At 61.9% G+C, this 22,925-nt stretch carries 21 protein-coding genes and 1 tRNA gene; 11 read left to right on the top strand and 11 right to left on the bottom strand.

Annotated features, from left to right (window positions below; translation table 11 throughout):
• Positions 1 to 129 precede the first annotated feature (129 nt).
• Together RIFP1SYM_RS04235 and RIFP1SYM_RS04240 are read left to right on the top strand one after the other, a co-directional pair.
• Positions 130 to 1,524, top strand: coding sequence for an AmpG family muropeptide MFS transporter (locus RIFP1SYM_RS04235; RefSeq protein WP_005959892.1), 1,395 nt, complete (start codon positions 130 to 132; stop codon positions 1,522 to 1,524).
• Positions 1,517 to 2,197, top strand: coding sequence for a sulfite exporter TauE/SafE family protein (locus RIFP1SYM_RS04240; protein ID WP_006474737.1), 681 nt, complete (start codon positions 1,517 to 1,519; stop codon positions 2,195 to 2,197). The genes RIFP1SYM_RS04235 and RIFP1SYM_RS04240 overlap by 8 nt, the downstream gene beginning before the upstream one ends.
• A gap of 24 nt (positions 2,198 to 2,221) precedes the next feature.
• Here RIFP1SYM_RS04240 and RIFP1SYM_RS04245 read toward each other — a convergent pair whose 3' ends face one another.
• The 6 genes from RIFP1SYM_RS04245 to RIFP1SYM_RS04270 form a co-directional block, all read right to left on the bottom strand.
• Positions 2,222 to 2,665 (bottom strand): DUF4426 domain-containing protein, encoded by a 444-nt coding sequence (locus RIFP1SYM_RS04245; RefSeq protein WP_005959894.1) that lies wholly within the window; start codon positions 2,663 to 2,665, stop codon positions 2,222 to 2,224.
• A 125-nt stretch (positions 2,666 to 2,790) separates the two neighbouring features.
• The gene (locus tag RIFP1SYM_RS04250) at positions 2,791 to 4,770 is read right to left on the bottom strand and encodes a dynamin family protein (RefSeq protein ID WP_006474738.1); all 1,980 of its coding nucleotides are present in this window, start codon (positions 4,768 to 4,770) and stop codon (positions 2,791 to 2,793) included.
• 104 nt (positions 4,771 to 4,874) lie between these two features.
• Positions 4,875 to 5,165, bottom strand: coding sequence for a DUF167 family protein (locus RIFP1SYM_RS04255; protein ID WP_005959896.1), 291 nt, complete (start codon positions 5,163 to 5,165; stop codon positions 4,875 to 4,877).
• On the bottom strand, positions 5,165 to 5,740 hold the full coding sequence (locus RIFP1SYM_RS04260; protein WP_240991652.1) for a YggT family protein: 576 nt from the start codon (positions 5,738 to 5,740) through the stop codon (positions 5,165 to 5,167). Before RIFP1SYM_RS04260 ends, RIFP1SYM_RS04255 begins: the two co-directional genes overlap by 1 nt.
• Positions 5,740 to 6,567 (bottom strand): pyrroline-5-carboxylate reductase, encoded by an 828-nt coding sequence (proC, locus tag RIFP1SYM_RS04265; RefSeq protein ID WP_039959707.1) that lies wholly within the window; start codon positions 6,565 to 6,567, stop codon positions 5,740 to 5,742. The genes RIFP1SYM_RS04260 and proC overlap by 1 nt, the downstream gene beginning before the upstream one ends.
• A 114-nt stretch (positions 6,568 to 6,681) precedes the next feature.
• Complete coding sequence (locus RIFP1SYM_RS04270; RefSeq protein ID WP_005959899.1) at positions 6,682 to 7,371, bottom strand: YggS family pyridoxal phosphate-dependent enzyme; 690 nt, start codon at positions 7,369 to 7,371, stop codon at positions 6,682 to 6,684.
• A gap of 163 nt (positions 7,372 to 7,534) precedes the next feature.
• Here RIFP1SYM_RS04270 and RIFP1SYM_RS04275 point away from each other — a divergent pair, with 163 nt between their 5' ends.
• Complete coding sequence (locus tag RIFP1SYM_RS04275; protein ID WP_005959900.1) at positions 7,535 to 8,569, top strand: type IV pilus twitching motility protein PilT; 1,035 nt, start codon at positions 7,535 to 7,537, stop codon at positions 8,567 to 8,569.
• Between the two features lie 100 nt (positions 8,570 to 8,669).
• The gene (locus tag RIFP1SYM_RS04280; protein ID WP_006474740.1) at positions 8,670 to 9,797 is read left to right on the top strand and encodes a PilT/PilU family type 4a pilus ATPase; all 1,128 of its coding nucleotides are present in this window, start codon (positions 8,670 to 8,672) and stop codon (positions 9,795 to 9,797) included.
• 16 nt (positions 9,798 to 9,813) lie between these two features.
• Here RIFP1SYM_RS04280 and RIFP1SYM_RS04285 read toward each other — a convergent pair whose 3' ends face one another.
• From RIFP1SYM_RS04285 to RIFP1SYM_RS04295, 3 genes are all read right to left on the bottom strand, one after another.
• A complete protein-coding gene (locus RIFP1SYM_RS04285; protein ID WP_006474741.1) occupies positions 9,814 to 10,272 on the bottom strand; it encodes a hypothetical protein in 459 nt (152 codons plus the stop codon).
• 105 nt (positions 10,273 to 10,377) lie between these two features.
• On the bottom strand, positions 10,378 to 10,935 hold the full coding sequence (locus RIFP1SYM_RS04290) for an ankyrin repeat domain-containing protein (RefSeq protein WP_006474742.1): 558 nt from the start codon (positions 10,933 to 10,935) through the stop codon (positions 10,378 to 10,380).
• 91 nt (positions 10,936 to 11,026) lie between these two features.
• Positions 11,027 to 11,356, bottom strand: coding sequence for a DUF1820 family protein (locus RIFP1SYM_RS04295; protein ID WP_006474743.1), 330 nt, complete (start codon positions 11,354 to 11,356; stop codon positions 11,027 to 11,029).
• A gap of 96 nt (positions 11,357 to 11,452) precedes the next feature.
• On the opposite strand from RIFP1SYM_RS04295, the gene recC reads away from it, so the two are divergent.
• The 4 genes from recC to recD are packed head-to-tail and all read left to right on the top strand — an operon-like array spanning position 11,453 to position 20,054.
• Entirely contained in the window at positions 11,453 to 14,686 is a 3,234-nt protein-coding gene (gene recC / locus RIFP1SYM_RS16840; protein ID WP_005959905.1) for an exodeoxyribonuclease V subunit gamma, read from the top strand.
• A 1-nt stretch (position 14,687) separates the two neighbouring features.
• Positions 14,688 to 18,224 (top strand): exodeoxyribonuclease V subunit beta, encoded by a 3,537-nt coding sequence (gene recB / locus RIFP1SYM_RS04305; RefSeq protein ID WP_006474746.1) that lies wholly within the window; start codon positions 14,688 to 14,690, stop codon positions 18,222 to 18,224.
• On the top strand, positions 18,221 to 18,946 hold the full coding sequence (locus RIFP1SYM_RS18560; RefSeq protein ID WP_005959907.1) for an AAA family ATPase: 726 nt from the start codon (positions 18,221 to 18,223) through the stop codon (positions 18,944 to 18,946). Before recB ends, RIFP1SYM_RS18560 begins: the two co-directional genes overlap by 4 nt.
• Positions 18,840 to 20,054 carry an exodeoxyribonuclease V subunit alpha gene (recD, locus tag RIFP1SYM_RS04315; protein WP_138921833.1) on the top strand — a complete coding sequence of 405 codons (1,215 nt, stop codon included), beginning with the start codon at positions 18,840 to 18,842 and terminating at the stop codon, positions 20,052 to 20,054. The genes RIFP1SYM_RS18560 and recD overlap by 107 nt, the downstream gene beginning before the upstream one ends.
• Before the next feature lie 40 nt (positions 20,055 to 20,094).
• On the opposite strand, the gene RIFP1SYM_RS04320 is transcribed toward recD, so the two are convergent.
• Positions 20,095 to 20,170, bottom strand: a tRNA-Thr gene (locus RIFP1SYM_RS04320).
• Positions 20,171 to 20,223: 53 nt separating this feature from the next.
• On the bottom strand, positions 20,224 to 21,312 hold the full coding sequence (gene thiO, locus RIFP1SYM_RS04325; protein ID WP_006474748.1) for a glycine oxidase ThiO: 1,089 nt from the start codon (positions 21,310 to 21,312) through the stop codon (positions 20,224 to 20,226).
• Positions 21,313 to 21,551: 239 nt separating this feature from the next.
• On the opposite strand from thiO, the gene RIFP1SYM_RS04330 reads away from it, so the two are divergent.
• From RIFP1SYM_RS04330 to RIFP1SYM_RS04340, 3 genes are all read left to right on the top strand, one after another.
• Entirely contained in the window at positions 21,552 to 22,091 is a 540-nt protein-coding gene (locus tag RIFP1SYM_RS04330; protein ID WP_240991645.1) for a GspH/FimT family pseudopilin, read from the top strand.
• A 3-nt stretch (positions 22,092 to 22,094) separates the two neighbouring features.
• Positions 22,095 to 22,631: a type IV pilus modification protein PilV gene (gene pilV / locus RIFP1SYM_RS04335; RefSeq protein ID WP_005959911.1), complete on the top strand. Its 537-nt coding sequence runs from the start codon at positions 22,095 to 22,097 to the stop codon at positions 22,629 to 22,631.
• Positions 22,632 to 22,639: 8 nt separating this feature from the next.
• Positions 22,640 to 22,925, top strand: a 286-nt coding sequence (locus tag RIFP1SYM_RS04340; protein ID WP_039959708.1) for a PilW family protein, incomplete at its 3' end; no start/stop codon positions are given.

Genomic DNA, 22,925 nt, shown 5'->3' on the forward strand with positions numbered 1-22,925 from the left:
AAAAGACGGGGCATTTTAACCTGCTGTTGCGTTTCTGGGGGAAATGATTTTGCCAGCTGCTTATAATAGCCGGGTTTTGCCGTTGTCCAGGCTGGGGCTGCGTCTTCTATCTGTTTCTGGAGGGTTCGCTTGCCCAATCCAATCCATAGTTTCTTTATCGGCTGGCTGGAGGCGCTGGAGGTCTATACCCAGCCTCGGGTTCGGGGGATGCTGTTTCTGGGTTTCTCTGCCGGCCTGCCGCTGCTGCTGGTGTTCGGCACCCTCTCGTTCTGGTTGCGTGAGGCAGGTATTGAACGCAGTACCATCGGTTTCATCAGCTGGGTGGCGCTCGCCTACAGCCTGAAGTGGCTGTGGGCACCGCTGGTGGATCGTCTGCCGCTGCCTGGTTTGACCGCTCGCTTGGGGCGACGGCGCAGTTGGATGTTGTTGGCGCAGCTGACGATCCTGGCCGGGCTGGTCGGCATGGCGTTGTTCGACCCGCGTGAGGAGCTGACGCTGTTTGTCGCCCTGGCGTTGCTGGTGGCCTTTGCTTCCGCCACTCAGGATATTGCTATTGATGCCTACCGCATCGAAAGTGTCAGTCGCGATCTGCAGGGTGCCATGGCGGCGACCTACATGCTCGGCTACCGGCTGGCGATGATTGTTGCCGGGGCTGGCGCGCTGGCGATTGCAGCGCTGTTCGAAGCGGATTCGTCGATCTACCAGCAGTCGGCCTGGAGTGCCGCCTATCTGTCGATGGCGGGGTTGATGCTGGTGGGGATGGTGACCACCCTGCTGATCAGTGAACCCGAGGTGGATGCGAATGGTGAGACGCGCCGCCGCGAGTCGGAGGGGATCGAGCTGCTGGAGCAGCAGGGCTGGCTGCCACGCCCGCTGCGACGGTTTAGCGAATGGTTTTATGCGGCGGCGATCAGCCCATTTGTCGACTTTATCGTCCGCTACCGTTGGCATGCCCTGTTGATCCTGACACTGATCGCCAGCTACCGGATCTCCGATGTGGTGCTGGGGGTGATCTCCAACGTCTTTTATGTGGATATGGGATACAGCAAGGCGGAAGTGGCGACCATCACCAAGGTCTACGGGGTGATTATGACCCTGGTCGGGGCAGGCTTGGGTGGCCTATTGATGGTGCGTATTGGGGTGATGCGGGTATTGTTGATCGGCGGTCTGCTGGCTGCCGCGACCAATCTGCTGTTTGTCTGGCTGGCCGGGCTGGGACACGATTTGGGGATGCTGACGCTGGTGATCTCGGTTGATAACCTTTCGGGGGGGCTGGCTTCGGCCGCCTTTATCGCCTACCTGTCGAGCTTGACCAATGTCTCCTATTCGGCAACCCAGTATGCGCTGTTCAGCTCGGTGATGCTGCTACTGCCTAAGCTTGTCGGCGGTTTTTCCGGGGTGATGGTTGATTCGATCGGCTACGCCAGTTTTTTTATTACTACCACCCTGATGGGGGTGCCAGTGTTGTTGCTGATCCTGTTGGCGATGCGCTATGTGCCGGCAGAGGAGAATCAGCATGGTTGAGCCGATGAGCTATCTGACGGCGTTTGTCGTCGGACTTTCGGGCGGGGTGCACTGTATTGGCATGTGCGGCGGGATCATCGGTGCGCTGACCTTCGGGCTACCTGAGAAGCTGCGCGGCAGCCTGGTTGATACCCTACCCTATCAGCTGGGTTACAACCTGGGGCGGATCAGCAGTTATGTGATCGCCGGCGGCATCATGGGCGGGCTGGGTATGTTGCTGGCGGAGCTGGTGCCGGTCTATCTGGCGCAGCGGGTATTGCTCGGGGTGGCCGGTCTCTTCATGCTCTTTCTTGGCCTCTATCTGGGAGGCTGGTGGCTTGGGCTGGCTCGCATCGAGGCACTGGGTGGCGCGCTGTGGCGGCGCATAGAGCCCATCGCTCGCCATCTGCTGCCGGTGCACACGCCGGGGCAGGCCTGGGTGCTGGGGCTAATCTGGGGCTGGATCCCCTGTGGTCTCGTCTATAGCACCCTGGCCTGGAGTGTTTCGGCCGGCAGTGTGCTGGAGGGGGCGGGGTTGATGCTTGCGTTTGGCCTGGGCACTCTGCCAAATCTGTTTGCGATGGGGCTGCTAGGCAGCGGGATCGCCCGCTGGGCCAAGGATATCCGGGTGCGCCGCGCGGCGGGGCTGATGGTGATCGGCTTTGGGTTGGTGACAGTATGGCGGGCGTTGTGAGCCCGCCGCACTGTGCAGAGTCCCTCAGTCGATAAAAAACTGCTGTTTCAGCTGGGCCTTGTAGAAGCGGGGCTCTCCCTGGGGCTTGACCTTGATGGAAAAGTTGAGTGTCTCCCGGTCAGTGATGCGGAACTCACCCAGGTAGTAGATGGCGCCTGTCTCCTTGACCTCCCGCATCGGGATGTCGATGCGCTGACCAAGGATATTGGTGGCGTAGGCCTGGACTATGGCGTGGGCCGGGGAACCGGTGGTTCCGGCCTGGGTTTTAATCACACTCACATTTAGCAGGCCCCGGTATTTGCTGCGCTGAATCTGGTACGCTTTGGCAACCTCGCTGTCGAGTGCCGCGGTCGGTAGGGCATTGTGGTGGATCTTGTAGCCGGGGATGGTGGTGCTGTTCTCCGCCAGCAGATTGGCGGAAAAGAGATAGAGCAGGGCTAGTGCGATCTGCGCGATCTTGGTTTTCATGATGATACTCCTCCTCTCCTGGTGCCGTTGTGCGCTGCAGGGTCGCCGGGGCCAGACTCTGGCCGACGACCGCAGGGTAAGGATAGCGCAACTGTCGCAGCCGGGAGAGGGCCCTGTGCAGTAATTCAGGAGGCTTTGCGTTTCCTCACCAGCTTCGGGTAGGGGCGTTCGCCCGGTCTGAGTGGCTGACGGCTGTTGATACGGTTGGACATGTTGCGCAACGCAGTGAGCTGCTTGGCTACATCGGTGTACTGTTCCTGCAGTTCGGCGATTCGGAATTCCAGGGTGGTACGGGAGCGGCCGATTTTCTGCAGGTTGGTGAGACGTTTCTCCATCATCTCCTTGTGATCGCGGATCTGCAGCACCAGGGGCTCGAGGGCGGAGCCGAGCCAGACATCGATCTCTTTGCTGGCGCGGGAGAAGATCTCTCCAGCACGGTAGACCAGTGCGCTGAAGAAGCGTTTGACCACAAAGCTCTGCTCCATCATCGTAGTGATCGGGCTGTTGCGGAATACCTCCACCTCCTGATGCAGCAGCTCGAGTTCGACGCGGAATTTGACGATGGAGAACATGCGCGGCTGCACCACCGCAAAGCCGTGTTCGTTCTGGAATTTGCGATAGATGCCGCGGATCAGCTTGCGGGTCTGATCGCTCTGCACCACCACTGAGTGCATGTTGCGGCGGATCTCCTCGAACAGCTGCTTCATCACCGACTTCATGCCGTGGGTGGTCCAGCTGGAGGACATCTCCTTGCGGCTGCGGGCGATGATTTCGTTGAGGGTATCCAGATCGAGGGCGGCACGCAGCTTCTCAATCTGCTCTTTCAGCTGCAGGCGGCTCTGCTGGAAGCTCTCCACATCGGCCATGTACTGGGACTGTTCCTGACGGGTCTTCTCCATCAGGTTATTGATGATGTCGTCGCTCTTGCCGCTCAGCTCTTCCAACTCCTCAAGCTGGCGCTTGGCGTTGTTCAGCTTGCTGGAGAGCACGCTGCGGCTGTTGTCGAGCATCTGCCCCACATCGGAGCCGATGGTGTCGAGGATGATCTGCTGTTTGATACCGAGTACGTCATCGGCTAAGTAGCTCTCAAGGTCGAGCAGTGAGCTGCGTTCCAGCAGTTCGGTATCGTTTTTGATCTTTGCCAGCAGCCCCTTCTGTGCTGAGACCGGGAATACCGCGCGCTCCTTCAGGCCAAGCAGTTTTGCCGCCTCAGCACGCTGCAGATGGATTGCCTCCTCTACCTCGTGTTGGTCGCGCAGATCGTCCCAAAGGGTGTCGATCTTGTTGAGTACCACCATCAGGCCGTGCTGGCGGCCACTCTGAAAGCCCTTGATGTGGTGCTGCCAGATCTCCATGTCGCTGCGGGTGACGCCAGTGTCGGCACCCAGTACGAATAGCACACCCTGGGCGGAGGGGAGCATGTTAAGGGTTAGCTCCGGCTCGGTGCCGAGTGCGTTGAGTCCGGGGGTGTCAAGGATCGTTAGTCCTTTATTGAGTAGCTCATGGGGAAAGCTGATCAGAGCGTGACGCCACTTGGGGATCTCAATGGTCTTGGGGGCGCGCTTCTGATGCGGGTGCAGGTCGGCGCTGTAGAGCCCCAGGTGCATTGCCTCTTCAGTGGTGACCTGTTTGGTCTGCATCACCTCTTTGAGAGCCGCCTCCATCTGTTCGGCGGAGCCTACCTCCAACGGATAGTGGACCCACTGCTTGGTGTCTTTGCGCAGCTGCGAGAGGGTAGTGTCCTGCAGTCGGGTCTCGATCGGCAACAGGCGTACATAGGGCTCGTTGCGCTCCGAATCATAGAAGATCTCGGTGGGGCACATGGTGGTGCGCCCGGCCTCGGAGGGCAGCAGGCGGCGGCCATAGTCGGCAAAGAAGATGGCGTTGATCAGCTCGGTCTTGCCGCGGGAGAATTCGGCGACGAAGGCGATGGTGAGACGGTCGTTTTTCAGGGTCTCCAGGGTGTTCTGGATGCGTGCCTGGACCTCCGGGGTCGACATGTTGTTCGCTTCAAGCCAAGGACCATACTCTTCGATGGTATGGATGATGTTGCTCTTCCACTGCTCGAAGGCCTGAAGTTGCTGCTGAAATCGCATCTTGTCCATCGTATTGCCTTTGCGCCCTGACTGAAAATCAGTCAATAAACCGTGTTTGTCTCATTATAAACAAGAAGATTATGAATCTCTTTCTCCTGAGGAGAAAAAGTTGTTCAACTTGTGGGACGCTTCACGGGGATGGGTAGGGTCTGGGGATTTTTGATCCTGACCCGCTTGCTGCGGGAGCTCTCGCCGGCGATTAGCAGAACCTGTTTTTTCGATACGCCAAAGGCCTTTGCCAACATCTTAAGCAGATGCGCATTTGCCTTGCCATCCACTGGCGGTGCGGTGATGCGTAGCTTGAATTCGTCCCCGTGGGGGCCGATAAACTCGTTTCGGCTCGCCTTGGGTTGAATCCGCAGTTGCAGTTCCAACTCATCACCCAGCCAGCGGTACCAGCTCATCAGAAGGGGCTGGCGGTGATCATGCGCAGTGGCGGCAGCAGCAACATCTTAAGCAGCACCAGGCCGATCATCACCAGCATCGGCGAGAGGTCGAGGCCGGAGATCGGTGGCAGCAGCTTGCGTGCCGGGCGCATCACCGGTTCGGTGAGACTGTAGAGCAGGGCGGAGGCCGGGTTGTAGCTGCCCGGACTGACCCAGCTGAGGATCACCTGGATCAGTATCGCGAACAGGAAGATATTGATGAAGAGTTCGATCAATTCCGGGATCGCCCACAGCAGCGGGCCGATGGGGTTGGTGCTGAGCCCGCTGAAGGCCACCACCAGCATCAATTCGGCATATTTCAGGGCCCACGCCAGCAGCAGTGAGGAGAGGTCGATGCCGCCCAGGCCGGGGATGAAACGACGCAGGATGCGCAACGGTGGAGCGGTGATTTTGACCAGAAACTGTGACACCGGGTTGTAGAAGTCGGCGCGCAGCAATTGCAGCAGAAAACGCAGCAGCAGTGCCAGGATGTAGAGGCCGAACAGGGTCTGGATCAGGAAGATCACTGGGCTTGTCAGGTAGTTGCTATCCATCATGTCTTGGCTAGGATCTTGGAGAGTTCTTCAGAACGGGTCTTGGCACCGAGTAGTGCATCTTTGAACAGGTCGCGCAGACCACCCTCTTCGAGGATGCCCAGTGCCTTCTCGGTGGTGCCGCCAGGGGAGGTGACTTTTTGCCGCAGGGTGGCGGGGGCGTCTCGGCTCTCGATTGCCATGCGGGCGGCCCCCAGAGCGGTCTGCAGGGTCAGCAGGCGGGCGCTCTCGGAGTCGAGTCCAAGCTCCACTGCCGCCGCCTCCATCGCCTCCATCACCAGGAAGAAGTAGGCTGGACCGCTGCCGGAGAGGGCGGTAACCGCATCTATCTGTGCCTCATCCTCGACCCAGCGGGTCAGCCCGACCGCACGCAGGATGCTCTCCGCCTGATTGCGCTGCGCGTCGTTGACGCCGGCGCTGGCATGCAGGCCAGTGGCGCCAGCCTGGATCATCGCCGGAGTGTTGGGCATGCTGCGCACCAGCGCGATGCCCTCGCCGATCCAGTCGAGCAGGGCCGCCTCACGCACCCCGGCGGCGATCGAGATAACCAGTGGCCGGCTGGCCTGCAGCGCCTCGGCCAGATCCCGTGCAACCGCCTCCAGCACCTGGGGCTTGACCGCCAGTACCACCACCTCAGCGGCCTCTACCGCGGATTGGTTGTCGGCAGCGGCATGGATCCGGTAGCGGGCGGCCAGTTGTGAGAGTTGTTCTTTGTCGGGGTCGCTGACAAAGATCCGGGTGGGGTCAAAACCGTCGGCGATCAGGCCGCCGATCAGGCTAGCGGCCATGTTGCCGCCGCCAATGAAGGTGATGCTGTTGGGTCTCATGCTGCGGTCTGTTAAACGTGCTGTATTGCTGTCCATTATATTCTCAATCACACCGCCGCTTGCGGCGGTGGTTTCGGCTTTGGTTGTTCGCGAGGTTCGCATATCTCGCGCTATCTATACAGTTTGTCTGGGTCCAAAAATGGCGGTGCCGATGCGCACGATGGTTGAGCCTTCGGCAATCGCCGCTTCCAGGTCGGCCGACATCCCGATGGAGAGGGTCTCCAGCGGTAGGTCGTTGCAGCGCAGCCGGTCACGCAGTTCTCTCAGCTGACGAAACGGCTTCCGCTGTGCCTCCAGGCTATCGGCTGGGGCCGGCAGGGTCATCAGTCCGGCTATCTGAATGCGTGGCAGTTCCATATAAGCCGGCAGTAGCTCGAGCAGTTCATCCGGGCTGTGCCCTCCCTTGCTGGCCTCTCCGCTGGTGTTGATCTGGATGCATGCCTTCAGCGGCGCAAGCCCCGGCGGGCGCTGCTGGTTGAGGCGACGGGCGTGCTTCAGACTGCCCAGACTGTGAACCCAATCAAACCACTCTGCGATGGGTTTTGTTTTATTACCCTGGATCCGGCCGATGAAATGCCATTCGAGGGGGAGATCCTGCAACTGCCTGTGCTTGTCCAGCGCTTCCTGCAGATAGCTCTCACCGAAGGCGCGCTGGCCGGCCGCCACTGCCTCTCTGATTTCGTCAGCGGTTCGTGTCTTGCTCACTGCCAATAGCCGGGTGCTGCCCGGTGGTCTATTGTACAGCTCTTCTGCTGCCTTGATGCGTCGATTTACCCTATCGAGGCGCTGTGCGATTTCGTTCATAGGGGGATTTTACAGAATTTAGGCGGTGCAACAGAGGAATAGTTCGTGATAGCGTTGGAAACATTCCAGTAGGTAGTGCCAGAACGGATGGAGAGAGGGCCTGGATTCCTGCCGGGTGATACGGACTTGCGGCGCTGCTGCGCAGCCGCTTTGAGGAGAGAGAATGGATATAGCTGAATTGCTGGCTTTCAGTGTCAAACATAGCGCGTCGGATCTGCATCTGTCAGCCGGATTGCCGCCAATGATCCGGGTCGACGGCGATATTCGCCGCATCAACGTCCCAGCGTTGGAACACAAGATGGTTCACGGGCTTGTCTACGACATTATGAACGACAAGCAGCGCAAGGACTTTGAAGAGTTTCTCGAGACCGATTTCTCGTTCGAGATTCCCGGTCTGGCGCGTTTTCGTGTCAACGCCTTCAACCAGGCGCGTGGCGCCTCCGCGGTGTTTCGTACCATCCCGTCGAAGGTGCTGACGTTGGAGGATCTGGGCTGTCCGGGGATCTTCAAGGATATCGTCGATGTACCGCGCGGCCTGGTGTTGGTGACCGGCCCCACTGGTTCAGGTAAGTCGACCACCCTGGCGGGCATGATCGACTACAAAAACGACAACGACTATGCGCATATCCTCACCATCGAGGATCCAATTGAGTTTGTCCACGCCAGCAAGAAGTGCCTGATTAACCAGCGCGAGGTGCACCGTGACACCCTCGGCTTCAGCGAGGCGCTGCGCTCGGCGCTGCGTGAAGATCCGGATATCATCCTGGTCGGTGAGCTGCGTGACCTGGAGACCATCCGCCTAGCGTTGACCGCTGCCGAGACCGGTCATCTGGTATTTGGCACCCTGCACACCAGTTCTGCCGCCAAGACTATTGACCGCGTGATCGATGTGTTTCCCGCCGGTGAGAAGGCGATGGTGCGCTCGATGCTGTCGGAGTCGCTGCGCGCAGTTATCGCCCAGACCCTGCTGAAGAAGATCGGTGGCGGCCGTACCGCCGCCTGGGAGATCATGGTCGGCACCTCGGCGATTCGTAACCTGATCCGCGAAGATAAGGTGGCGCAGATGTACTCGGCGATCCAGACTGGCCAGGCGGCTGGTATGCAGACCATGGACCAGGCCCTCAAGGAGCTGGTTGAGAAGGGCGTGATCAGTCGCCTCGATGCCAAGGCCAAGGCGCAGAACAAGGATCTGTTCTGAATTTGATAACGGGTGGGGAACCACTCTGCAGCAAAGGGATGTCGCTCAATCCAGCCGACATCGCCAACAGGAGGCTACGGTAGATAACCGGAGGGGAAAAGTGGATCTTAATATATTGTTGACCATGATGGTTCAGAAGAAGGCGTCGGACCTCTTCATCACCGCGGGTCGCGCGCCCTCGATCAAGGTGGATGGGCGCATTCTGCAAGTGAGCAAGGCACCACTGACGATGCAGCAGTCGCGCCAGTACGTGATGAGCGTCATGAGCGATGTCCAGCAGAAAGAGTTTGAGTCGACCCGGGAGTGCAACTTTGCGATCAACGCCAAGGGCATTGGTCGCTTCCGCGTCAGTGCCTTTGTGCAGCGGGATGCGGTGGGTATGGTGATGCGTCGCATCGAGACCCGCATCCCGACCATGGAAGAGCTCAGGCTGCCCACTGTGCTGCAGGATCTAGCTCTCTCCAAACGTGGTCTGGTGATCTTTGTCGGTGCCACTGGTACCGGTAAATCGACCTCACTGGCGGCGATGATCGGCTTTCGCAACCGCAAGACCTCGGGCCACATCATCAGCATCGAAGATCCGGTGGAATTTATCCACAGCCATGAGGGCTGCATCATCACCCAGCGTGAGGTCGGTATCGATACCGACTCCTACGATGTGGCGCTGAAGAACACCTTGCGCCAGGCGCCGGATGTGATCCTGATCGGTGAGATTCGTAGTCGCGAGACTATGCAGCATGCGTTGACCTTTGCTGAGACCGGCCATCTCTGTCTCAGTACCCTGCACGCCAATAACGCCAATCAGGCTCTCGACCGGATCATCCACTTCTTTCCTGAAGATCAGCGTGAGCAGGTCTTCATGGACCTCTCACTCAACTTGCGCGCTGTTGTTGCGCAGCAGTTGATTCGGCGTGCCGATGGTAAGGGACGGCGTGCCTGTATAGAGGTGTTGCTCAACTCCCCCTATGCCTCGGAGCTGATCCGTAAGGGCGAGATTCCCAAGCTGAAAGAGCTAATGAAGCGTTCCACCGAGCAGGGCATGATGACCTTCGATCAGAATCTGGTTGCTCTCTATCAGCAGGGTGAGATCACGCATGAAGATGCGCTGGCTTACGCTGATTCGGAGAACGATGTGCGTCTGGCAATCAGAATGGCGCAGACCCGCACCAGTGATCCAATTCTTGGCGGCGACTTGGATGACGCCATGGCCCTGAGCGAGCATCACTAGGCGGGAGGAAGTCGCTTTACTCCGCTAGAAAGGCTTCAGTCAAGACATACTGGCGCTGCGCCTCATTGTCCAGTTCGCCCTGGTCGTTGAGGATCATCTCGCAGTTTTTCGCCATGCGCGCCTGCATCGCCGCCTTCCATGCCAGACTGTGTTTGTCGCCGAGTTGCTTCTCCGGCAGCAGCGCGGCAAGCGCTGCGGCAGCGACGAAGTGCTCAGCCTGGCTGGCCCAGTCCGCATCCCGGCCGCAGGCGGTGAAGGTCTGCACTGAGTAGGCCTTCACCGCCCGGTAGGCCTCCTCCATCTCTTCGGGGGAACATTCCGGCGTAGCGGCGGCCTCAACCGCACGTTTGACCCTGCCGTCCTTCGAAAGGTGGAGTAGATTGCCGACAAAGCGGGCGGCGAGTATCCGTTGTGATGCCACCGGCAGTGCGTCCAGGGCTCGTTTCAGGGCCTCGTCGTTGTTGATTTTCGCCATGCTGCTCTCCTCGGTTGACGTGATCAACATCTTCATAATAGGCGTCACCAGTCGACCCGATGCTGATTCAAATCAATCCTTGCGTCTCTCTGCCATCTGTTTGGGTCAGCCACTACTGAGCAGCGCGACGATCCGCTCATGACCTTCTGTGCGGGCCCAGCTGAGCGCCGTACGCCCCTGGAAATCCTTGAGATCCTCTCTGGCAGCGTGCTGCAGCAGCAGCTCGACTGTCGCCTCGTGACCCCGCTTGGCGGCCCAGATCAGTGCGCTCCAGCCGCTGGTTTGCTCCTGACGGTCGATCCAGGCGCCGGCCTCGAGCAGCAGTGCGACTACCTCGGTGTGGTTGTTCGAGGCGGCCAGCAGCAGCGCCGAATAGCCTCCCTTGTCGGTGAGGTCGGCCGCCGCGCCGCTCTGTAGCAGTCGGCGCACCGCCTCGGTGTGGCCATTGAGTGCCGCCTTCATCAACGGGGTCCAGCGGCAGGCGTCACGGATGTCCAGGCTGGATGATTGCGCCAGCAGCGCGTCGAGCGTGCCGAGATCGCCTTGCTCAGCGGCTAGCAGCAGTGGTGCAGGCTCATCGGTATCGCTGTGTTGCAGCGGTTCGTCGTTGCAGGCGCTGATCAGGAGTGAGAGCAGGATTGGCAGAACAGGGCTTGGACGCATGTCGGGACTCGCGATTGGCTGCGGAGCCAAGATTGTCGCGGCACTGCCCGATGCGCCGCAATGCGGATTCGCAACCCCAGAACGCGGTCGGTCAATCGTCCTCGTTTTTGCTCGGAGAGATAAAAGGCGTGGGGAAGGGAGTGATGTTGGTGGTGTTGTCGAGCTCGGTGATCTTGCCCGGCCCCTCCTTCTCCACCTCGTCGATGCGGATCACCGCATGGATCGGCACCAGGGTGCGGCTGACGCCTGCGAACTCCTCCTGCAGGCGCTCTGTCGACGGATCGATCAGCAGCGAGTTGCCGCGTTCGAAGATCAGGTCTTCCAGCTCAACAAATCCATACAGCTCGCCCTGGTGTATGCTGCGCGCATAGATCTCGTAGAGCTTGCCCTGATTGAGGAAGATGACTTTGAATATACGCATGTCCGGTTCGTCTATTGCAACTACCAAGCAGACTCTTATTATCCGGTTGGACTCTTCCACTAATCAAGCTGCAGGCCGGGAACTGGATCCAGCGGAATGATCCTCAGCTATCACAGCAACCGCATGGAGCGGTTGCTCGACCATCTCCTTGAGCAGCTCTCCACGCCGCTCGGCAGCCCTCTCGGCCGTGAGACCATCGTGGTGCAGAATCCCGGCATGGCGCGCTGGCTGTCACAGCAGCTCGCACTGCGCAGCGGCGTGGCAGCCAATCTTGAGTTCCCGCTGCCAGCCAGCTTTACCTGGAACATCTATCAGGCCTGGCTCGGCGAGATGCCGGCCGAGAGCGGTTTTGACCGCGAAAGCCTGCACTGGTGCATCATGGGGCTGCTGCCGGGGCTGCTGGAACAGCCTGCGTTTGCGGCGTTGCAGCGCTACTTGGAAGGTGACAGTGGTGAGCTGCGGCGCTATCAGTTGAGTGGACGCATCGCCGACCTGTTCGACCAGTACCTTGTCTACCGCCCGCAGATGGTGCTCGCCTGGGAAAACAGTGCGATAGAAACAGGCACGCAGGATGAACCCTGGCAGGCGGCATTGTGGCGCGCCATCGTCGCGCAGACCCAGGGAGAGCATCGCGCGGCACTCTTTGATCGCTTCCAGAGGATGGTGGCGCGGGGGGATGCGCCGCGCGGCCCACTGCCTGAACGGGTCAGCCTGTTTGGCCTCAGCACCTTGGCGCCACTGCATCTGCATGCCCTGCAGGCGCTCTCGCAGCAGACCGAGGTGCATCTCTACCTGTTCAACCCCTGCCGTGAATACTGGGCCGATATCACCGATGAAAAGGGTTTGGCACGGCGGCGTGCGCGTTGGCGGCAGTCGGGCAAGACTGATATTAGCGCCTTGCTGGATGTGGGCAATCCCTTGCTCGCCTCGATGGGGCAGGTGGGGCAGGGTTTTATCGACCAGCTGCTGGAGCTGGAGGTGATCGAGACGGAGCTGTTCGAGATGCCCGCTGAAACGAGTCTGCTGGGCCGGTTGCAGCAGGACATCCTGGAGTTGGCGGACCGGCGTAGCGCCGACCTGGTCGAGCGTACCCCGCTTGAACAGATGGATGAATCGATCCAGCTGCACGCCTGTCACAGCCCGTTGCGTGAGGTGCAGGTACTACACGATCGGCTGCGCCAGATGTTCGACCGGCTGAGCGGGCTGGAGCCGCGTCAGGTGGTGGTGATGGCGCCGAATATCGCTACTTACGCCCCCTATGTGCAGGCGGTGTTTGGCGCGGCGGAGGGGGCGCGGCATATCCCCTGGTCGGTGGCCGACCTGAGTGCCGAGGAGAGCTCGCCGCTGCTGCAAACGCTGTCGAGCCTGCTGGATCTGAGCAGCTTCCGCTTTGCCGCTTCGCAGGTGGTCTCGCTGCTGGAGGTGCCGGCGTTGGCGCGCCGCTTTGCGATCGATGACGAGGGGGTGGAGCGGATTCGCCGTTGGGTTCGGGAGAGCGGTATTCGTTGGGGTGCCGACGCGCAGATGCGGGGTGAGCTGGGACTGCCGGCGGAGTCTGCCAACAGCTGGGATGCGGGGCTGGAACGGCTGTTCCATGGCTATGCCCTACCGCCCGATGCGGGCTTGGCGCAGGGGGTGCTCCCCTATCCCGACATCGAGGGCAGCGATGCGTTGGATCTTGGCCGGCTGGCGGCGCTGCTGGAGCGACTGCGGCAGTGGCAGGCGCGTCTCTCCCAACCCTGTGATGCGCCGGCCTGGGCGCTGCGCATCAACGCCCTGTTGGCCGACTTCTTTCTGCCCGACAGTGAGGAGGAGGCGCTGCTGCAGGGGGTGCGCCATGCCATGGATAGCCTGACTGAGCGTTGTCTGGCGAGCGGTTTTGATGAGGCGATCCCGATCGGTGTGTTGCGCTGTGAACTGGAGCAGGCGCTGGCGGAGTCGCTGCCGGGGCGGCGTTTCCTGGTTGGCGGCGTGACCTTCTGCAACATGGTGCCGATGCGCAGCATCCCGTTTCGCGTGGTCTGTCTGCTGGGCATGAACGACAGCGACTACCCGCGTCGCGAGGTGGCCCCAGGTTTTGATCTGATGGCGGCTGCACCCCGGCCCGGCGACCGCTCGCGCCGTCTGGATGACCGCTATCTGTTCCTCGAGGCGCTGCTCTCCGCCCGTGACTGCCTCTATCTGAGCTATGTGGGGCGCAGTGTGCGCGACAACAGCGCCAGCCCCCCCTCGGTGGTGGTGAGCGAACTGATGGACTACCTTGAACAGTCGTTCCGTCTTGAGACGGATGCTGAGCTGCTTTCCCAGCTGCTGATCGAACACCCGTTGCAGCCCTTCAATCGTGGTTATTTCGATGCCAGTGACAGCCGCCTGTTTAGCTACGATGCTGGCTGGCTGGCGGCTGCCGATAGCCGGGCGCAGGCGGTGGAGAAGCCGTTTATCGATACGCAACTGCCCGAGCCGGAGACGGCGGCACGGCAGCTGGAGCTGCAGGACCTGGTCCGGTTTCTGATCAACCCGTCGGCCTGGTTTCTGCAGCATCGCCTCGGCGTGGCGCTGGCGGAGGAGGAGGCGATCCTGGAGGATACAGAACCCTTCGACCTCAACGGGCTGCCTGCCTATCTGCTGCGTGCGGAGATGTTGCAGCAGGCACTGCAGGGAGAAGAGCCCGGTGAGCTGCTGCCGCTGGCGGCGGCCCGCGGCGAGTTGCCCCATGGGGAGGCGGGAACGGCAGTGTTTAGCCGCCTGAGCGAGGAGATCCGGCAGATCGCAGAGCGGGTCAGGCGGCGAGCTGAGGAGGTGCTGGAGCCGCAGGAAGTGGATCTGCAGCTCGACGGCTTCCATCTGACCGGCTGGTTGGAGGGGGTGACGCCTGCCGGTCTGCTCAGCTACCGGCCCGGCAAACTCAAGGCAAAGGACCGCTTGCGTCTCTGGGTCAACCATTTGGCCCTTTGTGCGCTGCGTCAGCAGACGGCAGCAGAGGCGCCGCTCAGCTTGCATGTGGCGGAGGATCAGACGCTGATCCTGCACTCGGTCGAGGCGCCGGGCCAGTTGCTCGCCGATCTGCTGCAGGCGTGGTGGCAGGGGCAGTGCGCGCCTCTGCCCTTCTTTGCCGCCGCCTCTCTCAGCTTCGCGGAGAGTGGGGATCTACAGAGAGCGATCAAGGTCTGGGAGAAAGATCACGACAGTGGCGCCCCCAATTGGGCCGTTTCCACCGCCTTTCGTGGTATGCAGCCGCTGGCAGAGGAGGCGTTCAGTGGTTTGGCGACGCGTCTGGGTGGGCCGCTGCTGGCGGCCAGCGAGAGTATCAAGGCAGCCAGGGATCGATAAGATGCAACCACTCAATCCCCTCTCCTGCCCCCTCACAGGGCGTCTGCTGATCGAAGCCAGTGCCGGTACCGGCAAGACCTATACCATCGCCATCCTGTTCCTGCGGCTGCTGCTGCAGGCGCGCCTCGAAGTGGAGCAGATCCTGGTGGTGACCTTTACCGAGGCGGCCACCGCAGAGCTGCGCATGCGCATCCGGGCGCGGCTTCGCGAGGCGCTGCAGCAGCTGCGCGGTCTGGCGCAGCAGCCCCCCGATCCCCTGCTGCGGGAGCTGCTCGATGGCATCGATGGGCGTCAGGAGGCGCAGCAACGGCTCGAGGATGCCCTGGTGCGCATGGACGAGGCGTCGGTCTTCACCATCCACGGCTTCTGTGGTCGGGTGCTGCAGGAGAACGCCTTCGAGAGCGGTATGCCGTTTGAGGTGGAGCTGATCAGCGATGAGCGGGCGCTGCGCCATGAGATCATCTGTGATTTCTGGCGCAGTCGCCTGGCAGTGCTGGATCTGCCGCAAACTGTCTGGCTGCGTGAGCAATGGAAAACCCCCGAGGCCTTGCTCAGTGCGCTGCAGGGGACACTGCCCCACACCGGCCTGAGCCTGATCCCGGCGCTGGGGCTGGCGGATGCCAAGCTGGCCTGGCGTGAGGTTGAGGTCCGCTACCAGGAGCTGTGCACGGTATGGGCCGCGCAGGGGGCAGAAATAAGCGAACTGCTCACCACCAGCAAGGCGCTCAATCGGCGCTCTTACAACAAATCGGTGGTGACGAAGGCCTTGGCGGCGATGGGAGAGCTGATCGAGGCGGGGAGTTGTCCGTCCTGCTTGGCGGAGAAGCAGCTGGAGCGATTCACCCCAAGCATGCTCGAAGAGAAGACTAAAGCGGGCGAGACGCCACCCGCGCATCCGCTCTTTGATCTTGTCGCCGGCTTTATCGCGGCGCACAGCTCCGCCTTGGGGATGCGCCGTGCCGCCTGGCTGCGCGAGGCCCATGCCTATCTGCTGAGTGAACTGGCGCGCCGCAAGGAGGAGCGTCGTCAGCTCTATTTCGACGACCTGCTGCGGCGCATGCAGCAGGCGTTGCAGGGCGAGTCGGGAGGGCGCTTCGCCGCGGCGGTGCGCCGGCGCTTCCCGGTGGCGATGATCGATGAGTTCCAGGACACCGATCCGCTGCAGTATCAGATCTTTTCCGGCATCTACCCAGGCGAGGCGGACAACGCCCTGTTCATGATCGGCGATCCGAAGCAGGCGATCTACAGCTTCCGTGGCGCCGATATCTTCACCTATATGCAGGCCCGGCGCGAAACTGCATCAGCCGGGACGCAATACACTTTGGATACCAACTGGCGATCCGCCAGCGCACTGGTGAGCTGTGTCAATGCCTTGTTTGGTCACAAACGGCTGGAGTCTCCTTTCATCTACGAGCCGGATATTCAGTTCCAGCCGGTCAACGCTAGCACGACTGCCGACCAGGCGCCGCTGCGCCTCGCGGGCGAGGCGGTGCCGCCACTACAGTTCTGGCTGATGTCAGGGGAGGCGGAGCGGCCGCTTGATCTGGGGCCGGCGCGGGAGCGGGCCGCGGCCGCCAGTGCCGGGCGCATTGCTGAATTGCTCAACCAGGCGCAGCAGGGCGTAGCGCTGATCGGAGAACGACCACTGCGGGCCCGGGATATTGCGGTGCTGGTGCGCACCCATGCCGAAGGCCTGCAGATGCAACAGGCGCTGAGTGCCTGTGGGGTGAGCAGCGTAGCGATCGGGCGGGAGAGCGTCTTCGCCTCGCAGGAGGCGGCGGAACTGGCACTGCTGCTGAACGCCATTGCCGCGCCGGAGGATGAGGCTCAGCTGCGCGCGGCCCTGGTGACTTCATTATTTGGTTGCAGCCTGAGCGATCTGGCTGCGTTGGCGGTGGACGAACTGGCCTGGGGGGAGCTGCTGCAGCGTTTTCGCCGCTACCGGCAGGCCTGGGTGCAGCAGGGGTTTATGGTTGGCTTTCAGGCACTGCTGCATCGCGAAGCGATCCCGCAACAGCTGCTGTCGCAGCCGGGCGGTGAACGGCGCATCACCAACCTACTGCAGCTGGCCGAGCTGCTGCAACTGGCCTCCCGCGAGCGGCCCGGCATCGACGGCGTGTTGCGCTGGTTTGCCGAACAGCGTGCCGATACCTCACCGTCGGATGAGAGTGAGCTGCGGCTGGAGAGTGATGCGGCGCTGGTGCAGATCGTCACCATCCACAAGAGTAAGGGGCTGGAGTATCCGGTGGTGTTCCTGCCCTTTCCCTGGGGTATCGGAAAAAAGAGCGATCTGCTGTTGTTCCACAATCCAGCGTCGGGCCGACTCTGTCTTGATTTGGGCAGCGATGATGCGGCGGCTCATCTGGCCTTGGCGGAGCGGGAGCGTCTGGCCGAACGGTTGCGGCTCTTCTATGTGGCGCTGACCCGCGCCAAACACCTCTGCGTGATGAGCTGGGGGCGGATCAAAGGTGCCGAGCAGTCGGCCCCCGCCTGGCTGCTGCACCAGACGAGTGATGGCGGTGAGCCGCGGGTCGCGATGCCGGAGACGCTGCAGGGGATCGCCGCAGATATCCAACGCCTGGCGGAGGAGACGGGCGCGGAGTTGCTGATCGAGGCGCTGCCGAATGAGGCGACAGCTAGCTACCGGTCGTCCGGGAAGGAGTGTGTCGGGCTGCGGGTCGCCGAACTCGCGGGGCTGGTGCCACATCGCTGGCGCCTGGCCAGCTTCTCCTCGCTGGTCGCCGGGGTGGAGAGTGAGTGGCCCGATCACGATGCCGCAGATGGCGGCATCGACACAGCCCGGCAAACGGCGCCGTTGGAGGATATCTTCCGTTTTCCCCGCGGCCCGCGGGCTGGCACCTTCATCCACAGCCTGCTCGAACACTGTGACTTCGGTGCCATCGACCAGGAGGGGCTGCAGGCTTTTGTGCAGCGGCAGCTGCAGAGCCACGGTTTTGAAAGCCACTGGGGCGAGGCCCTGAGCGGTATGTTGCGCGACCTGCTCACCACCGAGTTGGATCAGAACGGCTTGCAGCTGTGCCAAATTAGTCGTGCTGATCGCCTGGATGAGATGGAATTTTTCTATCCGCTGGCGAGCTTGAGCCAGCCGGGTTTGCAGGAAGTGCTGGCCAAGTTTGCCGACTATCGCAGCAGCGGCGAGGGTTTGAGCTTCGACTCGACCGAAGGGCTGATGCGCGGCTTTATCGACCTGGTTTTTCAGCATCAGGGGCGCTTCTATCTGGCCGACTACAAATCGAATCATCTGGGCAACCGCCCCGAGGAGTACCACTGCGAGGCGCTGGAGCAGGCGATGCAGGCACACCGCTACCGGCTGCAGTATCTGATCTACACTCTGGCGCTGCACCGCTATCTGCGGCAGCGTTTGCCTGACTACGACTACCAGCGTCACTTCGGTGGGGTCTACTACCTGTTTGTGCGCGGCATCCGCCCCGGCAGCCGCCACGGCATATTTTACGACCGCCCGCCCTTGGCGCTGATCGAGGCGTTGGACCGTCTCTGTGCGGAGGGGCAGGCATGAGTGGCACAGGCATGCGTGAGGCGCTGGCGGCAGGCAGCCTGCGCGAGCTGGATCTCTACTTTGCCGAGCGCCTCACGGCGAATCTGCAACAGGGGCGGGAGCTGGTGGCGATCGCCGCCGCGCTGGTCAGTCATGCGGTGGGGGAGGGTGATGTCTGTGTTGATCTGGCCAAGCATGCGGAACAGCGCCTGTTCGTGACCGAAGGCTTTTCCGGAGTGGCGGCACCGCCCCTGGCGGACTGGCTGCAGCAACTGGCCGACAGCCCGCTGGTGGGTGGACCGGGGCAGTCGCAGGCGCTGATCCTGGATGAGCAGCGCCTCTACCTGGGGCGCTACTGGCGGTTTGAAGCGGATCTGGCCGACCGGCTGCGGCAGCTGGCGACAGTGCCGCTTGAGGCTGTGGATCGGGTGTTGCTGCGTGGCGGGCTGCAGCGCCTTTTTCCCGACTGCGATGATGAGATCGACTGGCAGCGGGTGGCGGCGGCGATGGCGTTGCTGCGGCGGCTGTTGGTGATCTCCGGTGGGCCGGGTACTGGCAAGACCCACACCGTTGCCGCGATCCTCGCGCTGCTGATCGAGCAGGCTCAGGCGCAGGGACAAAGGCCTGCGGATCGCTCTGGCGGCCCCCACTGGCAAGGCTGCGGCGCGCCTCACCGAGTCGATCCGCAAGCTGCGTGCCGGGCTGAATCTGAGCGAGGCGGTGCGCGAGGCGATCCCCGCTGAGGCGCTGACTCTGCACCGCTTGATCGGAGTGCGACCGGGGCGGGCGCAGCCCCGCTACACTGCGGAGAATCCGCTGCACCTGGATCTGCTGGTGGTGGATGAGGCCTCGATGATTGATCTGCCGCTGATGAACCGGGTGGTGGCCGCGCTGCCAGGCCAGGCGCGGCTAATCCTGCTGGGCGATAAGGATCAGCTTGCCTCAGTGGAGGCGGGTAGTGTGTTTGCCGATCTCTGCGGCCGCGGCGGCGAGCTGTTGTTGTCTGAGGCAATGCGTGAGGCGTTGGCACAGGTCGGTGTCGGTCAGCTGCCCGGTGCCGGCAGCACTGAGCCGATGGCCGACAGCATCGCCCTGTTGCGCAAGAGCTACCGCTTCGATCGGCAGAGTGGCATCGGTGAGCTGGCCGGTGCCATCAATGGCGGCGACACTGCGCGGCTGCGGGCAGTGTTGGCATCCGCCTCGGCAGAGCTGCGCTGGCGTGAGCTGGCGGAGTCTGAGCGCAACCGGCCGTTGGCCGAGTTTGCGCTGCAGGCGTTTGCGCCGGTGATGCAGGCGGCGGGGCCTGAAGCCGCCCTCGATGCACTGGATCGGGTGCGCATCTTGTGTGCGCTGCGTCAGGGCGCGGCTGGGGTGGAGCAGGTCAACCGTCAGGTGGCGCAGGCGCTGCAGGTGGCCGGGCTGATCCGCAGGGAGGAGGAGCACTATGCGGGACGGCCGATAATGATTAGCCGAAACGACTACCATCTGGGGCTGTTCAATGGTGATGTCGGTCTGCTCTGGCCCGATGCCGCCGCAGGCGGGGTGCTGCGCGCCTGGTTTCGCCTGCCGGACAACAGTCTGCGGCGGGTGTTGCCGGCGCGCCTGCCGCCCCATGAAACCGCCTTCGCGCTGACGGTGCATAAGTCCCAGGGCTCGGAGTTTGCGCGGGTGCTGCTGCTGCTGCCCGACAGCGACAGCCTGGTGTTGAGCCGCGAGCTGCTTTACACCGGGGTGACCCGGGCCTCCGGGACGGTGGAGCTGTGGGGGCGCTGGGAGATCCTGGCGGCAGCGGTGGGGCGCAGACTCAGCCGCGCCTCCGGCTTGTCGGAGCGGCTGCGGTTGCCGGGATGAGGCCTTTGGCCAGCCAGAATCCGGGCCCTGCTGGGAAGTATGGAGCCGATGAGCGGAATTGAACCGCTGACCTACTGATTACGAATCAGTTGCTCTACCGACTGAGCTACATCGGCCAAAAAGGGACGCAATTATAGACTTGGATGGTCTGAAGGGTCCAGGTCGGCTGTTACTCTCTCGCTGCGTCCAGCGCATAGGGGGCGGGGTCGAGGATCGGCTCCCGTTGCAACACCAGGTCGGCCATCAGGCGCGCCGAGGCGGGGCCGAGCACCACGCCATTGCGGTAGTGGCCGGCGTTGAGGTAGAGCCCCTCCATGCCTGGCACTGGGCCGATGAAGGGGATGCCCTGGGGTGAGCCGGGGCGCAGTCCAGCCCAATGGTGTTCGACCGGGGCATCGGCCAGCGCCGGGTAGTGATCGCAGGCGAACTGCCGCAACTCCTTTTGAGTCTCGGTTGTGGTGGTCTTGTCGAAGCCTTTGTGTTCCAGGGTGCTGCCGACCAGCACCCGGCCGTCCAGGCGTGGGATCAGGTAGCGCTGGTTGTGCAGCAGGATGCGGTTGACCCTGCCGGGGTTGGTTTTGAGCAGGATCATCTGCCCCTTTACCGGCTCGATGGCCGGTGGGATGGCGGTTTCGGCGAGCAGCTTCTGGCTCCAGGCGCCGGCGCAGATGATGACCCGTTCACTCTCGATCTTGGTGGTGCCTACGCGCACCCCCTGAATCTTGCCATTATGGCTGATCAGCTCGGTGATTTCGTGTTCTTCAAGGATGTTGATGTTGTGATCAATGGCGAGTCGGGCGGCCTTGACCAGCCGCGGATTGCGGACTTGGGCGACCTCGGGCATCCAGATGCCGCCCCTGCCGCCGGTCTTTAGCCCGGTGTCGTAGCTGACTGCCTCGTCGGCGGTACAGGAGTGGAGCGCTATGGCGTGGCGTTTGCCCCAGCTGAGTGCCTGGGTCTTGTCCTCCACCTCAAGCACCAGTAGGCCGCTGCGTTGGTACTCGGGGTCGATGCCGCTCTCCTGGTGGAGGGCTGCGGCCAACGCCGGATAGCGTTGCTGGCTCCAGGTCGCCAGTGCGGTGACCGCATCGGCATAGCGCCAAGGGTAGAGAGGGGAGACGATGCCGCCGCCGGCCCAGGATGATTCCCGGCCGGTCTCACGGCGTTCGATTAGGGTGATACGCATGCCGGCCTGGGAGAGCTCGTGGGCGGTGAGCATGCCGATAATGCCGCCGCCGATGATGAGACAATCGCTCATGGTTACTGCCTTCAAAAAAATGGTGCTGCGGTTTTTCGTCAGAGGAAAAAACCGATACTCTTTTCATTCTCCATCCACGGCGGGTGTGCGTCCAGCTGCCCAGTGGCGTGTTTGGGGTGGATGATATTGTGGGTTTTATCACATTCAGGCGCACCGTGGTGCCGTTTGTCGGGCAGATGGGGCAGCTCATCGGAACAGCTACCCCGGCGTTCGTGAGGTTTGCTATACAGATGCACAAGATGAAAAGTACACAAGGTTTTACCCTGATCGAGGTGATGACGGCGCTGGTGGTCGGGCTGATCATGCTGCTGGTGGGGATCCCTGCCTACAACGCGTTGATGGCAAGCAACCAGGTGACGGCACACGTCAACGACTTTGCCGGTGCAATACAGCTGGCGCGCAGTGAGGCAGTGAAGCGGGGCGGGGCGGTCACCATCTGTCCGCAGGCGGCGAATGGCAGCTGCAGCGGCGCCTGGGCTAATGGCTGGATGGTCTTCCCCGATCGCGATGGCGCCGGCGTCCGGGATATGAATGACCGGGCAGAGGATCCGGTGCGAGTCTGGCAGGTCGCAGCTGGCGATGTCACACCGACCTTCACCAATATGCCGGCTTATATCCGGTTTCTTGCCAGCGGTGAGTTGGATACTACCAATGCAGCGGGTGGGATGACCTTCAGCTTCGAGTTTCCGCACTGTGAGGGCAACCAAGTGCGGCAGTTCGCGATCTCCACTACCGGTCAGATGACGGTAACGAAGACGAGTTGCACAAGCGGGAGTTGAGGTATGTTCAAGCGAAACGGCAAAGCATACAGGCGGCAGCGGGGGTTTACCCTGATGGAGGTGCTGGTGACGATGGTGATCCTCTCCATCGGTCTGCTCGGGGTGGCCGGGCTGCAGTTTCGCTCCCTGCAGGGCAATGTGGGGGGGATGGAGGGCACTCTGGCGACCCTGATGGCGCTGGATGCGGCCGACCGGCTGCGGGCCAATCCGGCCGGTGTGAGCGCAGGGAGTTACGATCTGGCGGTTGCCGATGGTAGTGATCCGAATTGTATCACCAGCACCTGCACGGCCGCACAGGTGGCGCAGTACGACATCTGGCAGTGGCGTACCGAGCGGCTCTCACAGCTGCCACAGGGCCAGGGTGTAATCTGCCTCGACAGCACCCCGGATGATGGCGCCTCGGCCGCTGAGCATGCGTGTGATGGCCTAAATCCCAATGGTGTCTATGCGATCAAGCTCTGGTGGGACCATGATAAGGATGCCTCTTTGGCTAACGATGCCACCCCGCTGCGCCGATATGTGTTGAGCCTGATCCCCTGAGGTGTTGCATGAATAGCTATCTGAAAAAATATCCGATGCGACGCCTCTGTCAGGGTCTGACCCTGGTGGAGTTGATGATCGCCCTGGTGCTCAGCCTGCTGCTGATGAGCGGCGCCATCTCTATCTTCATGTCGAGTAAACAGACCTTTAAGTTGGAGGAGAATGTCTCACGCATCCAGGAGAGCATGCGCTACGTCGCCTCCCGCTTTATCAACGACTTTGCTGGCGGTGGCTTCTACGGCTGTGCCCAATCCTCCAAGGACGGCAACTCCAATGTCACCAATGTGGTGAGCT

Source organism: endosymbiont of Riftia pachyptila (vent Ph05) (genome assembly GCF_000224455.1).
Lineage (GTDB): Bacteria > Pseudomonadota > Gammaproteobacteria > Chromatiales > Chromatiaceae > Endoriftia > Endoriftia persephonae.

What these genes read in the sequence shown, in the direction of transcription:
- RIFP1SYM_RS04290 (WP_006474742.1), bottom strand. Translation starts at nt 10,935, where the DNA reads ATGCGTCCAAGCCCTGTTCTGCCAATCCTGCTCTCACTCCTGATCAGC.
- RIFP1SYM_RS04240 (WP_006474737.1), top strand. Translation starts at nt 1,517, where the DNA reads ATGGTTGAGCCGATGAGCTATCTGACGGCGTTTGTCGTCGGACTTTCG.
- RIFP1SYM_RS04255 (WP_005959896.1), bottom strand. Translation starts at nt 5,165, where the DNA reads ATGAGCTGGTACCGCTGGCTGGGTGATGAGTTGGAACTGCAACTGCGG.
- pilV (WP_005959911.1), top strand. Translation starts at nt 22,095, where the DNA reads ATGTTCAAGCGAAACGGCAAAGCATACAGGCGGCAGCGGGGGTTTACC.
- RIFP1SYM_RS04270 (WP_005959899.1), bottom strand. Translation starts at nt 7,371, where the DNA reads ATGAACGAAATCGCACAGCGCCTCGATAGGGTAAATCGACGCATCAAG.
- RIFP1SYM_RS04245 (WP_005959894.1), bottom strand. Translation starts at nt 2,665, where the DNA reads ATGAAAACCAAGATCGCGCAGATCGCACTAGCCCTGCTCTATCTCTTT.
- thiO (WP_006474748.1), bottom strand. Translation starts at nt 21,312, where the DNA reads ATGAGCGATTGTCTCATCATCGGCGGCGGCATTATCGGCATGCTCACC.
- RIFP1SYM_RS04295 (WP_006474743.1), bottom strand. Translation starts at nt 11,356, where the DNA reads ATGCGTATATTCAAAGTCATCTTCCTCAATCAGGGCAAGCTCTACGAG.
- RIFP1SYM_RS04260 (WP_240991652.1), bottom strand. Translation starts at nt 5,740, where the DNA reads ATGGATAGCAACTACCTGACAAGCCCAGTGATCTTCCTGATCCAGACC.
- recC (WP_005959905.1), top strand. Translation starts at nt 11,453, where the DNA reads ATGATCCTCAGCTATCACAGCAACCGCATGGAGCGGTTGCTCGACCAT.
- RIFP1SYM_RS04275 (WP_005959900.1), top strand. Translation starts at nt 7,535, where the DNA reads ATGGATATAGCTGAATTGCTGGCTTTCAGTGTCAAACATAGCGCGTCG.
- recB (WP_006474746.1), top strand. Translation starts at nt 14,688, where the DNA reads ATGCAACCACTCAATCCCCTCTCCTGCCCCCTCACAGGGCGTCTGCTG.
- RIFP1SYM_RS04250 (WP_006474738.1), bottom strand. Translation starts at nt 4,770, where the DNA reads ATGGACAAGATGCGATTTCAGCAGCAACTTCAGGCCTTCGAGCAGTGG.
- RIFP1SYM_RS04330 (WP_240991645.1), top strand. Translation starts at nt 21,552, where the DNA reads ATGAAAAGTACACAAGGTTTTACCCTGATCGAGGTGATGACGGCGCTG.
- RIFP1SYM_RS04285 (WP_006474741.1), bottom strand. Translation starts at nt 10,272, where the DNA reads ATGGCGAAAATCAACAACGACGAGGCCCTGAAACGAGCCCTGGACGCA.
- proC (WP_039959707.1), bottom strand. Translation starts at nt 6,567, where the DNA reads ATGAGACCCAACAGCATCACCTTCATTGGCGGCGGCAACATGGCCGCT.
- RIFP1SYM_RS18560 (WP_005959907.1), top strand. Translation starts at nt 18,221, where the DNA reads ATGAGTGGCACAGGCATGCGTGAGGCGCTGGCGGCAGGCAGCCTGCGC.